The organism is Hydrogenophaga sedimenti, from assembly GCF_051857515.1.
Taxonomy (GTDB): domain Bacteria; phylum Pseudomonadota; class Gammaproteobacteria; order Burkholderiales; family Burkholderiaceae_C; genus Hydrogenophaga.
In genome coordinates this window covers 146,322-161,866 of record NZ_JBPZHA010000007.1, presented here as the reverse complement: position 1 = coordinate 161,866, position 15,545 = coordinate 146,322, and the positions used below count along the sequence as shown (strand labels likewise).

Below are 15,545 nucleotides of genomic sequence, written 5' to 3'. Positions count from 1 at the left end.
CTCCGACCATGAAGCTCTACAACTACTTCCGATCCTCCGCGTCCTTCCGCGTGCGCATTGCGCTGGCGCTCAAGGAGCTGCCTTATGAATATGTGCCGGTGCATCTCGCCAAGGGCGAGCACAAGAAGGCGGCCTACGCCGACATCGCAGCCGACGGCCTGGTGCCGCTGCTGGAGCTGGACGACGGCACGCGGCTGTCGCAGTCGATGGCGATCATCGAATACCTGGACGAGGTCCATCCCGAGCCTGTATTGGTGCCGCGCGATGCGGTCGGCCGTGCGCGGGTGAGGGCGCTGGCGCAGTCGATCGCCTGCGAGATCCATCCGATCAACAACCTGCGGGTTCTCAAGTACCTGTCGTCCACGCTCAAGGTCGACGAAGAAGCGAAGAACACCTGGTACCGCCACTGGGTGCGGACCGGGCTGGAGGCGTTCGAGCGCCAGCTGTCGCAGCTGCCGGCCTCGCGTTTCTGCTTCGGCGACACGCCGACCCTGGCCGACTGCTGCCTCGTGCCGCAGATCTTCAATGGCAAGCGCTTCAATACCCCGCTGGACGGGCTGCCGCGCACCATGGCGGCCTTCGACGCCTGCATGGCTTTGCCCGCCTTTCAGGCGGCGCAGCCCTCGGCCTGTCCGGACAACGAAGCCTGATGGCGTTCCCGTCCGACTGGCTGGTGCCCGACTGGCCGGTGCCGGCCAATGTCCGCGCGGTGTTCACGACCCGCGCTGGCGGCGTGTCTGTCGCGCCGTTCGACAGCTTCAACCTCGGCGACCACGTGCGCGACGATCCGGCGGCGGTGGTCGTCAACCGTCAGCGGCTGCGGGATGCCACCGGAGCACGCCCGGTGTTCCTGCGCCAGGTCCACGGCGTCGAGGTCGCGCGGCTGGATGCGGCGTCGGCCGACGACACCGTTGCCGATGCCTGCCTGAGCACCGGGCGCGGTGTGGCCTGCACGGTGATGGTGGCGGACTGCCTGCCGGTGCTGTGTTGCCATCCGGAGTCCGGTGTGGTGGCCGCTGCACACGCGGGCTGGCGCGGGCTGGCGGGCGAGGGCTGGCGAGGGGTTCTGGAGTCGACGCTGGATGCGCTGCTTGACGCCGCCGCCAGCGCTGGCGGAGGTGCAGGCGGAAATGCCGCAACGGGCGAGGTGCTTGTCTGGCTCGGCCCCTGCATTGGTCCGAAAGCCTTCGAGGTGGGTGCCGAGGTGCGCGATGCGTTTGTCTCGATCCAGCCGGCGGCCGCGGCCTGTTTCCAGGCCTTGCCGGAAGCGGGCAAATTCCTGGCCAACCTGCCTGCGCTGGCGCGGTTGCGTCTTCAGGCGATGGGCATCGCGCAGGTGTTCGGCAACGACGGCGGCGAAGCCTGGTGCACGGTCACGCAGACCTCACGGTTCTTTTCCCACCGGCGCGACGCCGCCCGGCTCGGCAGCACCGGGCGCATGGCCGCCTGCATCTGGACGGTCTGAACCCGCCCCGCGGGTTTCCTGCTGCCGCTGGGTTTCTTCGGCCGCTTCACGCTCTCGGATGGCGCGCCGCCGCCGCGGCCCGAGCATCAGGTAAACCACCAATGAGAGCGGCAATAAACCGTAGAGAAAAAAGGTCACAATGGCTCCCAGCAGTGAACCGTTGTCGGCGGTGGCTTCCGCCGCAGACATCATCACCGCCACGTAGAGCCAAGCGATCACAACCAGATACATAGCGACCTGCGCCCGGGAAGATGGATTGTCAGTTTGTTGGAAGTGAGCAGACTGACACTAGGGAAAACCCGGCAATTTTCCGAAGAGGAAAAGATAATAAGCCGCAGGACAAACATCGGAGACTTGCATGACATCTGGTAAGACACCGCAGCCCGACTGGCTGCAGGCGGCTGAGCAGTTCCAGAACCAGCTCATCCAGCAGTGGACCCAGGCCGCACAGGCCTTTCCCGGCGCGGCGCAAGCCTCAGCCCACACCCCCGACCCTTTCGCAGCGTTCAAGGCCTTCATGCCACAGAGCGGTGCGGCCAATCCGTTCGGCATGGCGATGCCGCAGATGGGCAAGCTGCCGGGCATGGGTGACCTGCTGCAGCAGGCGACGGGCCAGAAGGTCAGCTTCGATCCGGCCAAGTTGCTGGAGATCCAGAACCAGTACCTCAAGGACGTCGCCGGGCTCTGGAACCAGGGGCCAGCCGTCCAGCCCAAGGGCGACCGCCGCTTTGCCGACGAGTCCTGGAGCCACAACCCGGTGGCGGCGTATGCAGCGTCGGTGTATCTGCTCAATGCCCGCACCCTGATGTCCCTGGCCGATGCGGTCGAAGGCGACGCCAAGACCCGCACCCGCGTGCGCTTCGCGGTCCAGCAATGGATCGACGCCAGCGCACCGAGCAACTTCCTGGCCTTCAACGCCGAAGCGCAGAAGAAGGCGATCGAGACCCAGGGCGAGAGCATCGCCAAGGGCGTGGCCAACCTGTTGCACGACATGAAGCAGGGCCATGTCTCGATGACCGACGAGAGTGTGTTCGAGGTCGGCAAGAACGTGGCCACGACCGAAGGCGCGGTGGTGTTCGAGAACGAGCTGTTCCAGCTGATCGAATACAAGCCGCTGACGGCCAAGGTCTACGAGCGGCCGTTCCTGCTGGTGCCGCCCTGCATCAACAAGTTCTACATCCTCGACCTGCAGCCGACCAACTCGTTCATCCGCTACAGCGTCGAGCAGGGCAACCGCACGTTCGTGGTCAGCTGGCGCAACCCCGACGAGTCCATGTCCGGCAAGACCTGGGACGACTACATCGAGGACGCCGTCATCAAGGCGATTGGCGTCACGCAGGACATCACTGGCGCCAAGGACATCAACGCCCTGGGCTTCTGTGTCGGCGGCACGATGCTGAGCAACGCGCTGGCCGTGCTGGCCGCGCGCGGCGAGTCGCCCGTGAACAGCGCGACCTTCCTCACCACGCTGATCGACTTCACCGACACCGGCATCCTGGACGTCTTCATCGACGAGAACTTCGTCAAGATGCGCGAGATGCAGTTCTCCGAAGGCGGCCTGATGCCCGGTCGCGATCTGGCGACCACCTTCAGCTTCCTGCGGCCGAACGACCTGGTCTGGAACTACGTGGTGGGCAACTACCTCAAGGGCGAGTCGCCGCCGCCGTTCGACCTGCTCTACTGGAACTCCGACGCGACCAACCTGCCCGGACCGTACTACGCCTGGTACCTGCGCAACATGTACCTGGAGAACAACATCGTCAAACCCGGCAAGACCACGGTCTGCGGGCAGAAGGTGGACTTCCGCAAGGTCAAGCTGCCGGTCTACATCTACGGTTCGCGCGAAGACCACATCGTGCCCATCGGTGGCAGCTACGCGAGCACCCAGGTGTTCCCGGGCAGGAAGCGTTTCGTCATGGGCGCTTCCGGCCACATCGCCGGCGTGATCAACCCGCCAGCCGCCGGCAAGCGCAGCCACTGGATCAGCAACTCGGGCCAGTTCCCGGCCGACGTGAACGAGTGGATCGACAGCGCCACCGAACACAAGGGCAGCTGGTGGACCGACTGGGCTGCCTGGCTCAAGCCCCTGTCGGGCAAGCAGATCCCGGCACCCAAGACCTATGGCAAGGGCAAGGCCTACACGGCCATCGAGCCCGCACCGGGTCGCTATGTGAAGGCAAAGGCCTGACGCCTTGACCGCTGGCGTTCTTTGCAGAACGCCAGCCCCTCATTCTCAGCAGCATTCATTCCCTCTAGGAGACTTCCATGGAAGACATCGTCATCGTTTCCGCTGCCCGCACTGCCGTGGGCAAGTTCGGCGGCTCGCTCGCCAAGACCCCGGCCACCGAGCTGGGCAGCATCGTCATCAAGGAATTGCTGGCGCGCACCGGCCTGCCGGTGGATGCGATCGGTGAAGTGATCATGGGCCAGGTGCTGGCCGCTGGCGTGGGCCAGAACCCGGCCCGCCAGGCCATGATGAAGGCCGGTGTGGCCAAGGAAACCCCGGCGCTGACCATCAACGCCGTCTGCGGCTCGGGCCTGAAGGCCGTGATGCTGGCCGCGCAGGCCGTGGCCTGGGGTGACAGCGAGATCGTGATCGCCGGTGGCCAGGAGAACATGAGCGCCAGCCCGCACGTGCTCAATGGCAGCCGCGATGGCCAGCGCATGGGCGACTGGAAGATGACCGACACCATGATCGTGGACGGTCTGTGGGACGTCTACAACCAGTACCACATGGGCATCACCGCCGAAAACGTGGCCAAGGCCCACGGCATCACGCGCGAGATGCAGGACGCGCTGGCCGCCGGCAGCCAGCAGAAGGCCGCTGCCGCGCAGGCCGCCGGCAAGTTCAAGGACGAGATCGTCGGCGTGAGCATTCCGCAGCGCAAGGGCGATCCGGTGCTGTTCAACAGCGACGAATTCATCAACGCCAAGACCACGGCCGAGGTGCTGGCCGGTCTGCGCCCCGCCTTTGACAAGGCTGGCTCGGTGACCGCCGGCAATGCTTCGGGCATCAACGACGGCGCGGCCGCCGTGATGGTGATGTCTGCCAAGAAGGCCGCCGCCCTGGGCCTCACGCCGCTGGCGCGCATCGCCGCCTTCGGCACCAGTGGTCTGGACCCCGCCACCATGGGCATGGGCCCGGTGCCCGCGTCGCAGAAGGCACTGGCCCGCGCCGGCTGGAAAGCTGCCGACGTCGACCTGTTCGAACTCAACGAAGCCTTCGCCGCCCAGGCCTGCGCCGTCAACAAGGCGCTGGACATCGATCCGGCCAAGGTCAACGTCAACGGCGGCGCCATCGCCATCGGTCACCCCATCGGCGCGTCCGGCTGCCGCATCCTGGTCACGCTGCTGCACGAAATGCAGCGCAGCGGCGCGAAGAAGGGTCTGGCCGCACTGTGCATCGGCGGCGGCATGGGCGTCTCTCTGGCCGTCGAACGCGCCTGACATCTCTCCATTTTTACCGCCATCACGGCACCACCTAGAGGAGCACACAACATGAGTCAAAAAGTAGCGTACGTCACCGGCGGCATGGGCGGCATCGGTACCGCCATCTGCCAGCGCCTGCACAAGGAGGGCTTCAAGGTCATCGCCGGCTGCGGCCCGACGCGCGATTTCAACAAGTGGCTGGACGAGCAGAAGGCTCTGGGCTACACCTTCTACGCCTCGGTCGGCAACGTGGGCGACTGGGATTCCACTGTCGAGGCGTTCAGCAAGTCCAAGGCCGAGCACGGCACCATCGACGTGCTGGTCAACAACGCCGGCATCACCAAGGACCGCATGTTCCTGAAGATGTCGCGCGAAGACTGGGACGCGGTGATGAACACCAACCTGGACTCCATGTTCAACGTGACCAAGCAGGTCGTCGGCGACATGGTCGAAAAGGGCTGGGGCCGCATCATCAACATCTCGTCGGTCAACGGTGAGAAGGGCCAGGCCGGCCAGACCAACTACTCGGCCGCCAAGGCCGGCATGCACGGTTTCTCGATGGCGCTGGCACAGGAACTGGCCACCAAGGGCGTGACGGTCAACACCGTGAGCCCGGGCTACATCGGCACCGACATGGTCAACGCCATCCGCCCCGACGTGCTGGAAAAGATCGTCGCCACGGTGCCGGTCAAGCGCCTGGGCAAGCCCAGCGAAATTGCTTCCATCATCGCGTGGCTGGCCAGCGAAGAGGGCGGCTACGCCACCGGCGCGGACTTCTCCGTCAACGGTGGCCTGCACATGGGTTGAACCCCACGTCACTGCCTGTTCAAGCCCGCTTCGGCGGGCTTTTTCATTCGTGCAGAGATGGCAGGTGCATATGACACATTGTTTTACACTGTTTCTATCTGTTGATTCATTGCAGGGAGGAAATCATGGGGAACAGGTTCAAGGCAAACAATTGTTTTCGGGCCGGTGCCGTTGCGCTCGTCGTGGGGCTGGCGCTTTTGTTGAATGCATGCGGTGGAGCGACCTCGTCCTCCAGTGAGACCACTGCAACGACGCCGTTGGAGCGCGGAGCACAACTGAGTCGTGCCGAACTGCTGGCGGCGGAACAGCGGGCAGTTGCGGCAGATGCCAGCGCCGGAGCTGGTACGGCTGGTGCCGAGACCGTAGACGGTGGCGTTGTTCCCAAGAGTGCTTACATTGGCGGAACCGTTGCGCGCAAGGCTGCCGCATCGGCAGTGGCGGTTTTCCGGTTCTACAACACCGTGACGAGGGCACATTTCTACACGACCAACGAGGCTGAGAAAAACAATGTGCTGCTGACGGCACCGTACTTCAGCTACGACGGTGCAGCATTCTCGGCTTCGGGTGGACAGACTGCGGGCTTGAGTCCGGTGTACCGCTTCTTTAATCGGCAGACCGGTGTGCACTTCTACACGATTAGCGAGGCGGAGAAGAACAACATCCTGACGACGCTGCCGCAGTTCCAGCTGGATGGTCCTGCCTATTTCGCCAGCCAGGTCGCTGGGGCGGGGCTGATCCCAATGTACCGCTTCTACCTGCCCAGCAAGGGGTATCACTTCTACACGGCCAGCGAAGCAGAAAAGAACCAGGTCGTGGCCACACTGGGCCAGACCTACCAATACGAGGGAATCGGCTACTACGTGCTTGCAGATGCTCCGCACTCGGACAAGCTGCCACACACTGGCATCACGAACAGTCAGTGTTACCAGCCTGGCAGCAATGTGTTGGTGGATTGCTGGTCTGCCGGGCCAATGGCGCTCAGCCCAACACAAGATGGCCAGCGAAGCACGATCAACCCGATGAGCTACAGCCAGGTCGGAACCAATCCGATCGCCAGCTGTGTCAAGGACAATGTGACTGGTCTGACATGGGAGGGGAAGACCAACTCCGGTGAGCGTTCAGTTGCCAACATCTATTCCAACTATCGAGATGGCCGCGCAGGGGACGCGTCCGCCTACGTGATGCGCGTCAATCAACTCGCGTTGTGCGGATTCACTGATTGGCGATTGCCGACGGCGGGAGAGCTGCTTGGATTGATGGATTTTGGGCAGATGTCGATCAAAATCAATCCGGTCTGGTTCGGTGTCACGGCGAGCGACTATTGGAGTTCTTCTCCCACCGGGGACTCCTACTTCAAAGCGGTGAGCTTCCAGAGTGGCATCATCAACGGTAACTCAACCAATAGCCTCAAAAATGTGCGTCTGGTGCGTGGGGCACCGTTTGTGGGCACCCGGTTTGCGGTGGGGACAGCTCCCTATCCAGGCGATGCGGCTGGCAACGTGGTCAATGACTTGATGACCGGTTTGCAGTGGCGTCGATGTGAGGAGGGGCGTCTCTGGAACGGAAGAGGATGTCAGGGCCAGATTTACGTGTTCCTGCATCAAGATGCGTTGGCGTATGCCAACTGGATGACGGGCTGGCGTTTACCCAACATCAAGGAATTGCAGAGTCTCCTTTCGGAAAGTGGGACGGTTGCGTTGGACCCGCAAGCTTTTCCCGGAGCAGACCAGACGTATTACTGGTCATCCACTCCCAACACGCAGGACCCGAACTCGGCCTTCCATGCCCTTCTCGCATGGCCACAATATATCGATGTGACGATGTCAACGCGCGAGTATGTGTTTTTTGGAGGGGAAGTCCGACTGCTAAGGCATCTTCAGTGAGCTGATGCACGGGTTTTCATACAAATCGCGGGAATAATCTTGCGATGTTGACTCCGTCCGTTTCCTGTCCGCCTGATGCTTCCAGCATGTGGCGCCTGTCGGTCGCCCCCATGATGGGCTGGACCGACCGCCACTGCCGGTACTTCCACCGTCTGCTCACCCGCCACACCCTGCTGTACACCGAAATGGTGACGACGGGCGCGCTGATCCACGGCAACGCGGCCCAGCACCTGTTCTTCAACGAGGAAGAGCACCCGGTCGCGCTGCAACTCGGCGGCAGCGAGCCAGCGGATCTGGCGGTCTGCGCGAAGCTGGGCCAGGAGCGCGGCTACGACGAGATCAACCTCAACTGCGGCTGCCCGAGCGAACGGGTACTGCGCGGCGCGTTCGGCGCCTGCCTGATGGGCGAAGCCGAGCTGGTGCGTGACGGCGTGAAGGCGATGGTCGATGTGGTCGACATCCCGGTGACGGTCAAGCACCGCATCGGCATCGACAAGGTCGAGAGCTACGACTTCGTGCGCGACTTCGTCGGCACGGTGGCAGAGGGTGGCTGCAAGGTGTTCCTGGTCCATGCACGCAACGCCTGGCTCAAGGGCCTCTCGCCGAAAGAGAACCGCGAGATTCCGCCACTGCGCTACGAGCTGGCCTACCGGCTCAAGAACGACTTTCCCGATCTGACAATCTCGGTCAACGGCGGCATCACCACCGATGAGCAGATCGCCACCCACCTGGAGCACCTGGACGGCGCGATGATCGGCCGCGAGGCGTACCACAACCCCTGGCTCATGAGCGGCTGGGATGCGAAGTTCTATGGCGACCACGCCCGCCCGGTGATGAAGCGAGAGGCGGTCGAGCTGGCCATGATCGAGTACATGGAGCGCGCCCACGCCGAAGACGGCGTGAACTGGTACTCGATCGCCAGCCACATGCTGGGCCTGCGCCATGGCCTGCACGGCGCCCGCAAGTGGCGCCAGGTCTGGAGCGACCACCGGCTCAAGCCGCTGCCGCCGCGCGAGGTCTGGGCCATGGCCCAGGCCCATGTCGGTCATCGCGACGCAGAAGTCGCCACCGATGCCCCTGTTTCAACCCACTGAAAGAAGTTTGATGAACCGAATCGTTTCCCGCACGCTGGCCGTCGTTCTCGGCCTGAGCGCCGTCGCTGCCTCCGCCCAGAGCGTTGCGCCAAACCCTGTTCTGGATGCCGCCGCCAAGGAGCCGGGCGCCGTGGTCACCAAGACCGGTCTGGTGTTCCGTTCGCTCAAGGACGGCGCTGGTGCCAGCCCGACCGCGGCCGACACGGTCAAGGTGCATTACAAGGGCACCTTTCCCGATGGCAAGGAGTTCGACAGCTCCTACGCGCGCGGCACGCCGATCGAGTTTCCCCTGGGCCGCGTGATCCCTTGCTGGACCGAAGGCGTGCAGCGCATGAAGATCGGCGGCAAGGCCAAGCTGACCTGCCCGAGCCAGATCGCCTACGGCGAGCGCGGCGCGGGCGGCGTGATCCCGCCCAACGCCACGCTGCTGTTCGAGGTCGAACTGCTCGGCATCAAGTAAGACGGCGCGGGGGCATCACTTGCCGGTCAGCTTGGCCTTGAGCTTGGTGATGCCGATGAAGTCCATGATGATCTTTTCATAGATCGGCTCGGACGTGCCTTTCTCCATCTTGCGCATGAAGTACTTCTCGAAGGCCACCTTGGCCAGGTGAACCCACTTGCCTTCGCTGAACCAGCTCACGTTGCGCGGCGGGATCTGGGGCAGGGCCACGAAGGCAGCGCCGGTGTCGCCGAAATCGGCCAGGCAGACGGTGTTCCAGGTGGCCTTGTGCGTCGGCTCCTGACCATCGAGCAGTTCGCGGATGTTGTGTGCCGTGGCCGTGACCATGGACTCGATCATGTAGCCGGTCTTGGGTGTGCCGCAGGGGATGGGCGTCGCTTCCACCGGCGGGATCGCGACGCAGACGCCGACGCTGAAGATGTTCCTGTGCTTGGCATTGCGCTGGTGTGCGTCGATGGTGATGAAGCCGCGCGGGTTGGTCAGGCCCTCGATCCCGAAGACGGCGTCCACGCCCTTGAAGGCGGGCAGCATCATGCTGTGTTTGAACGGCAGCACGTGTTCCTTGATCGGCTGGCCCTGGTCGTTGTGCTCGGTCACGAACATCTGGCCGTTTTCCACCTTGGTGGTCTTGGCGTTGCAGATCCACTTGATGTGGCGCTGGCGCATGGCCGATTCGAGCATGCCCTTGGAGTCGCCGACGCCGCCCAGCCCGAGGTGGCCGATGTAGGGCTCTGGCGTCACGTAGGTCATCGGGACCTGGTCGCGGATCTTGCGGCGGCGCAGGTCGGTGTCCATGATCATCGCGAACTCGTAGGCCGGGCCGAAGCACGAGGCACCTTGCACCGCGCCGACCACGATCGGGCCGGGGTCCCGGACGAACGCATCCCACGCGGTCTTGCTGGCTTCGGCGTGGTTCACGTGGCAGATCGACTGGGTGTGTCCGCCGTGCGGGCCCAGACCTTCCACCTCATCAAAGGCCAGCTTGGGGCCGGTGGCGATCACCAGGTAGTCGTAGTCGACCCTGGTTCCGTCTTCCAGTTCGACCTGGTTGGCCTCAGGGTGGACGCGTTTGGCCCGCTGGATGATCGACTCGATGCCCTTGCGCGCCAGGGCGGGTGCGATGTCGACCTCGATGTCCTTGCGCTTGCGCCAGTCGACCGCCACCCAGGGGTTGGAGGGGACGAAGTGGAACCTGGGCGCTTCGCTGATGACGGTCACCGTGTCGCCCGGTCGGGCGAGGGCCTTCATTTCGTAGGCCATGGGCATGCCGCCGATGCCGGCGCCCAGAATGACGATGCGGGCCATGATGTCTCCTGACGTATTGGTGTGGAGACGCCATCATGTATGCCCCTGGGGGTATATGGCTTGAGAAATGTCAAGCCTGGGGCCGGGGTAAACCCGGCCGCGGCACGCCAGAGGATCAGAGACCGACCGCGCGCAGGTCGATCAGTCCGTCGGCCACCGGCGGGCACCAGAAATAGGCTCCGGTCTCGGGCTCGGTGAAGCCGTAGAGGGCATCGATCACGCCGTCTTCCGCGCCCGACATGCGCCGCAACTGCGCCTCGAAGGCGTCGAAGGAGCAGCCAAAAGCGGCAAACACGAGACCACCCTGGTTGCCTTCGGCCCAGGGCATGGAGCGGCGCAGCAGGAAAGCCTCGGGCTGGAAGCTCTCCTGCGCCGTGCGCTTGACGTGGGCCGATTCGGGCGCGTCGTCGAGTTCTTCGTTGGTGTCGCGTTCACGGCCGATGGTGTGGTCCTGCTGCTCTTTCGACATGGCCTCGAAGCGGCCCATGTGGTGGCGCCAGCGCTGCATCGCGACAAAGCTGCTGCCGGCCAGCTTCCCGGCCTTCTTCGGCAACAGCGCTGCGGTCAACGCTTTCTTGCCTTCGGGGTTTTCGGTGCCGTCCTCGTAGCCGGTCAGGTCGCGGCCGTGGTCGTGCATGAAGGCGTCGGTGATGTCGTGGATGTCGAACGCGGGTGCCAGCAGGTTTTCCAGATGGCGGCTGCGGATCAGCAGGGCGCCGCGGTCGTCGCCGCGCAGCCAGATCACCAGATCGGCCGGGGTGGCGGGCAGTTTGGTGCGGGCACCGGCGATGCCGCAGAAGCTGCGCAGTCCGGGGATCTCGGCACCCAGTTCGCGCACCAGCGATTCCCCGAGGCCTACCACGGCCGAGCGGCCGTCGGCCTGGGCGGCCAGCAGGCGCAGCACAGCGCGCGGGTCCAGCCCGACACGCAGCTGGCAGGTCAGGTAACGTGCCAGCGGCGGGATGGGCTCGAGGATGCCGGGTTGGGCGAGTTGGTCGATGCGCATGGAGACTCCGGGACGATGTCGCCCCAGGAATTTACCAGCCCCGGAGGGGCGCGTCTGCCAAGCCCCGACTCAGGCGGCGGCTTCGAGCCCGTTGGCGAAATGTTCCTGCATCCGCGTGCGGGTCAGCGACGGATCGCGGGTGAGCAGGGCGCCCATCACCGCCTGGTGTTCGGCCAGCGACTCGTGGATGCGGCCGGTCTTGAACAGCGAGTTGTGGCGGTTGAGCTTCATGACCTTGCGCAGGTCGGCCACCATCTGCATGCGCCAGCGGTTGTCCGCCATCTCCAGCACCCGCATGTGGAAGCGCTCGTTGACGGCAAAGAAGGCATCGCGGTCGCCGATCGAGGCCTCCAGCTCGGCGTGCAGTGCCTTCAGTTCCGCCAGTTCGGCATCGCTGCCGCGTTCGGCCACCACGCCGGCGGCGTCGGATTCGAGCAGCGACAGCAGGTGGTAGACGTCGGCCAGGTCCTTGTCGGACACTTCGGTCACGTAGGCGCCGCGGCGCACCTTCATGGTGACCAGGCCCTCGGCGGCGAGGACCTTCAGGGCTTCGCGCAGCGGCGTGCGGCTGATGCCATATTCCTCGGCGATCTTGAGTTCGTCGATCCAGCTGCCCGGCTCCAGCTCGCGCTTGAAGATGCGCTGACGCAGCAGTTCAGCGACTTCTTCATACAGGGCGCGAGGAGCGAGGGACAGGGCAGACATGCGGTCGGGAGATCGGGAGGGTGGCGAAACGGGCGCCAACGGGAGGGCCAACGAGGGCCAACGAGGGCCAACGAGGGCCAACGAGGGCCAACGAGGGCGCATTGTAAGTCCGCTGGAATATTTTGCATCAATAATTATGAATGATGTAAACTCGACAGTCTCTTCTGTTGCTTCCCCACACTGCACCGCAGCACCGACGCCATGAGCCAGAAACCGTCCGAATTCGCTCCCGCCAACCTCGAAGCCTGGGCCAAGGCCGCCCAGAAGTCCGCACCCGGTGGCGACGTGAACGCCCTGAACTGGCTCACGCCCGACGGCATCAGCGTCAAGCCGCTGTACACCGCCGAAGACACCAAAGACCTGCCTTACACCAACACGCTGCCGGGCTTCGAGCCCTACATCCGCGGCCCGCAGGCCACGATGTACGCAGTGCGCCCCTGGACCATCCGTCAGTACGCCGGCTTCTCCACCGCCGAAGAATCCAACGCCTTCTACCGCAAGGCCCTGGCCGCCGGCGGGCAGGGCGTGTCGGTCGCGTTCGACCTCGCCACCCACCGCGGCTACGACTCGGACCATCCGCGCGTGACGGGCGACGTCGGCAAGGCCGGCGTGGCGATCGACTCGGTCGAGGACATGAAGATCCTGTTCAATCAGATCCCGCTGGACAAGGTCAGTGTCTCCATGACCATGAACGGCGCCGTGCTGCCGGTGCTGGCCGGCTACGTGGTGGCGGCGGAAGAGCAGGGCGTGAGCCAGGACAAGCTGAGCGGAACCATCCAGAACGACATCCTCAAGGAGTTCATGGTCCGCAACACCTACATCTACCCGCCCGAGCCGTCGATGAAGATCATCGGCGACATCATCGAGTACACGGCCAAGAACATGCCGAAGTTCAACTCGATCTCGATCTCGGGCTATCACATGCAGGAAGCCGGCGCCAACCAGGCGCTGGAAATGGCCTTCACCCTGGCCGACGGCAAGGAGTATGTGAAGACCGCCATCGCCAAGGGCATGGACGTGGACGAGTTCGCCGGCCGCCTGAGCTTCTTCTGGGCGGTGGGCATGAACTTCTACCTGGAGATCGCCAAGATGCGCGCGGCCCGCCTGCTGTGGACCCGGATCATGAAGGGCTTCAACGCGAAGAACCCCAAGAGCCTGATGCTGCGCACGCACAGCCAGACCTCGGGCTGGTCGCTGACCGAGCAGGACCCGTACAACAACGTGGTGCGCACCACCATCGAAGCCATGGCGGCCGTGTTCGGCGGCACGCAGTCGCTGCACACCAACTCGCTGGACGAAGCCATCGCGCTGCCCACCGAGTTCAGCTCGCGCATCGCCCGCAACACGCAGCTGATCATCCAGGAAGAGACCCACATCACCAACGTGGTGGACCCCTGGGCTGGTTCCTACATGATGGAGTCGCTGACGCAGGAAATGGCCGACAAGGCCTGGGCCATCATCGAAGAGGTCGACGCCATGGGCGGCATGACCAAGGCGGTGGACAGCGGCTGGGCCAAGCTCAAGATCGAAGCCGCAGCGGCCGAGAAGCAGGCGCGCATCGACTCCGGCAAGGACGTGATCGTCGGCGTCAACAAATACAAGCTCGCCAAGGAAGACCCGATCGACATCCTGGACGTGGACAACGTCAAGGTGCGCGACGGCCAGATCGCCCGCCTGCAATCCATCAAGGCCAGCCGCGACAATGCCCAGGTGCAGGCCGCGCTGGAGGCGCTGACCGCCGCTGCCGACAGCGGCCAGGGCAACCTGCTGGACCTGGCGATCAAAGCCATCCGCCTGCGCGCCACCGTCGGCGAGGTGTCCGACGCGCTGGAGAAGATCTACGGGCGCCACCGCGCCGACACACAGAAGGTGACCGGGGTGTACGCCGCCGCATACGACAGCGCCGAGGGCTGGGAACAGCTCAAGAAGGAAATCGCCGACTTCGCCACCGAGCAGGGCCGCCGCCCGCGCGTGATGATCGCCAAGCTGGGGCAGGATGGCCACGACCGCGGTGCCAAGGTGGTGGCCACGGCCTTCGCCGACCTCGGCTTCGACGTGGACATGGGCCCGCTGTTCCAGACGCCGGAAGAGTGCGCCCGCCAGGCGATCGAGAACGACGTGCACGCCGTGGGCGTCTCGACGCTGGCCGCCGGCCACAAGACCCTGGTCCCGGCCATCATTGCCGAGTTGAAGAAGCAGGGCGCCGACGACATCGTGGTGTTCGTGGGCGGCGTGATCCCGCGCCAGGACTACGACATGCTCTACGAAGCCGGCGTTAAGGGCGTGTACGGCCCCGGCACGCCGATCCCGGCGAGCGCCAAGGACGTGCTGGAACAGATCAAGAAGGCTGTTGCTTGACCCCTGAGCAGATCCAGGCCGGCATCGTTTCGGGCGGTGCTGCCGTCCAGCGCCGCGCGATGGCCAAGGCCATCACGCTGCTGGAGTCCACCCGCGCCGACCACCGCCAGCAGGCCGATGCACTGCTGACCGGGCTGCTGCCGCACACGGGCGGCTCGTTCCGCCTGGGCATCAGCGGCGTGCCGGGCGTGGGCAAGAGCACCTTCATCGAGGCGCTGGGCCTGTACCTGATTGGCCAGGGCCACCGTGTGGCGGTGCTGGCGGTCGACCCGTCCTCTTCCGTCTCGGGCGGTTCCATCCTGGGCGACAAGACGCGCATGGAGCACCTGAGCGTGCACGAGAAGGCCTACATCCGCCCCAGCCCTTCCAGCGGCACGCTGGGCGGCGTGGCGGAGAAGACGCGCGAGGCCATGCTGGTCTGCGAGGCCGCCGGCTACGACGTGGTGATCGTCGAGACCGTGGGCGTGGGCCAGAGCGAGACCGCGGTGCACGGCATGAGCGACATGTTTTGTCTGCTGCAGCTGCCCAACGCGGGCGACGACCTGCAGGCGATCAAGAAGGGCGTGATGGAACTGGCCGACCTCGTGGTCATCAACAAGGCCGACATCGACCCCGACGCCGCCACCCGCGCGCGCGCGCAGATCACCTCATCTCTGCGCTTGCTTGGGCTGCACGGCAACCCCGACCACGTCCATCACGATCAAGCGATCTGGCACCCGCAGGTGATCCAGATCAGCGCGCTGCACGGGCAGGGCGTGGACACGTTCTGGGCGTCGGTCAGCGAATTCCGCCAGCTGCAGACCGCCAACGGCCGCCTGGCCGCCCGGCGCCAGCAGCAGGCCACGGCCTGGATGTGGGAACGCATCGGCGCCGGCCTCAAACAACGCTTTCGCGAGCACCCGCAGGTGCGCGGGAAGCTGGACCTTTTCACGCAGCAGGTGCAGGCTGGCCAACTGGCCGCATCGACCGCTGCACGGCAGTTGCTCGACCTGTTCGAGTAACGCCATTTCCTGATTTCACCGGAGAGACCACC

Annotated in this window: 14 protein-coding genes; 10 read left to right on the top strand and 4 right to left on the bottom strand. The window is 64.7% G+C overall.

Annotated elements, in window-relative coordinates; translation table 11 throughout:
• Nucleotides 1–8 precede the first annotated feature (8 nt).
• The gene (gene maiA / locus ACS5NL_RS13435) at nt 9–650 is read left to right on the top strand and encodes a maleylacetoacetate isomerase (RefSeq protein WP_439354368.1); all 642 of its coding nucleotides are present in this window, start codon (nt 9–11) and stop codon (nt 648–650) included.
• On the top strand, nt 650–1,465 hold the full coding sequence (gene pgeF / locus ACS5NL_RS13430; RefSeq protein ID WP_439354367.1) for a peptidoglycan editing factor PgeF: 816 nt from the start codon (nt 650–652) through the stop codon (nt 1,463–1,465). Before maiA ends, pgeF begins: the two co-directional genes overlap by 1 nt.
• On the opposite strand, the gene ACS5NL_RS13425 is transcribed toward pgeF, so the two are convergent.
• Entirely contained in the window at nt 1,385–1,696 is a 312-nt protein-coding gene (locus tag ACS5NL_RS13425) for a hypothetical protein (protein ID WP_439354366.1), read from the bottom strand. The two genes, pgeF and ACS5NL_RS13425, sit on opposite strands and share 81 nt — an antisense overlap.
• A gap of 127 nt (nt 1,697–1,823) precedes the next feature.
• On the opposite strand from ACS5NL_RS13425, the gene ACS5NL_RS13420 reads away from it, so the two are divergent.
• The 6 genes from ACS5NL_RS13420 (at nt 1,824) to ACS5NL_RS13395 (ending at nt 9,138) form a co-directional block, all read left to right on the top strand.
• A complete protein-coding gene (locus ACS5NL_RS13420) occupies nt 1,824–3,653 on the top strand; it encodes a PHA/PHB synthase family protein (protein WP_439354365.1) in 1,830 nt (609 codons plus the stop codon).
• 77 nt (nt 3,654–3,730) lie between these two features.
• A complete protein-coding gene (locus ACS5NL_RS13415; protein ID WP_439354364.1) occupies nt 3,731–4,912 on the top strand; it encodes an acetyl-CoA C-acetyltransferase in 1,182 nt (393 codons plus the stop codon).
• A gap of 51 nt (nt 4,913–4,963) precedes the next feature.
• The gene (gene phbB, locus ACS5NL_RS13410) at nt 4,964–5,701 is read left to right on the top strand and encodes an acetoacetyl-CoA reductase (RefSeq protein ID WP_439354363.1); all 738 of its coding nucleotides are present in this window, start codon (nt 4,964–4,966) and stop codon (nt 5,699–5,701) included.
• 125 nt (nt 5,702–5,826) lie between these two features.
• Nucleotides 5,827–7,584, top strand: coding sequence for a DUF1566 domain-containing protein (locus tag ACS5NL_RS13405; RefSeq protein WP_439354362.1), 1,758 nt, complete (start codon nt 5,827–5,829; stop codon nt 7,582–7,584).
• A gap of 86 nt (nt 7,585–7,670) precedes the next feature.
• Nucleotides 7,671–8,678 (top strand): tRNA dihydrouridine(20/20a) synthase DusA, encoded by a 1,008-nt coding sequence (dusA, locus tag ACS5NL_RS13400; protein WP_439354361.1) that lies wholly within the window; start codon nt 7,671–7,673, stop codon nt 8,676–8,678.
• 10 nt (nt 8,679–8,688) lie between these two features.
• The gene (locus ACS5NL_RS13395; RefSeq protein WP_439354360.1) at nt 8,689–9,138 is read left to right on the top strand and encodes an FKBP-type peptidyl-prolyl cis-trans isomerase; all 450 of its coding nucleotides are present in this window, start codon (nt 8,689–8,691) and stop codon (nt 9,136–9,138) included.
• A 15-nt stretch (nt 9,139–9,153) separates the two neighbouring features.
• Here the strand turns inward: ACS5NL_RS13395 and ACS5NL_RS13390 are convergent, their stop codons facing one another.
• The 3 genes from ACS5NL_RS13390 to ACS5NL_RS13380 all read right to left on the bottom strand — a co-directional run bounded on the left by ACS5NL_RS13390 (nt 9,154) and on the right by ACS5NL_RS13380 (nt 12,154).
• The gene (locus tag ACS5NL_RS13390) at nt 9,154–10,443 is read right to left on the bottom strand and encodes an NAD(P)/FAD-dependent oxidoreductase (RefSeq protein WP_439354359.1); all 1,290 of its coding nucleotides are present in this window, start codon (nt 10,441–10,443) and stop codon (nt 9,154–9,156) included.
• A 115-nt stretch (nt 10,444–10,558) separates the two neighbouring features.
• Complete coding sequence (locus ACS5NL_RS13385; protein WP_439354358.1) at nt 10,559–11,449, bottom strand: Dyp-type peroxidase; 891 nt, start codon at nt 11,447–11,449, stop codon at nt 10,559–10,561.
• 69 nt (nt 11,450–11,518) lie between these two features.
• The gene (locus tag ACS5NL_RS13380) at nt 11,519–12,154 is read right to left on the bottom strand and encodes a GntR family transcriptional regulator (protein ID WP_439354357.1); all 636 of its coding nucleotides are present in this window, start codon (nt 12,152–12,154) and stop codon (nt 11,519–11,521) included.
• 201 nt (nt 12,155–12,355) lie between these two features.
• On the opposite strand from ACS5NL_RS13380, the gene scpA reads away from it, so the two are divergent.
• Together scpA and meaB are read left to right on the top strand one after the other, a co-directional pair.
• Complete coding sequence (gene scpA, locus ACS5NL_RS13375; protein ID WP_439354356.1) at nt 12,356–14,512, top strand: methylmalonyl-CoA mutase; 2,157 nt, start codon at nt 12,356–12,358, stop codon at nt 14,510–14,512.
• Nucleotides 14,509–15,513 carry a methylmalonyl Co-A mutase-associated GTPase MeaB gene (meaB, locus tag ACS5NL_RS13370; protein WP_439354355.1) on the top strand — a complete coding sequence of 335 codons (1,005 nt, stop codon included), beginning with the start codon at nt 14,509–14,511 and terminating at the stop codon, nt 15,511–15,513. Before scpA ends, meaB begins: the two co-directional genes overlap by 4 nt.
• Nucleotides 15,514–15,545: the final 32 nt, after the last annotated feature.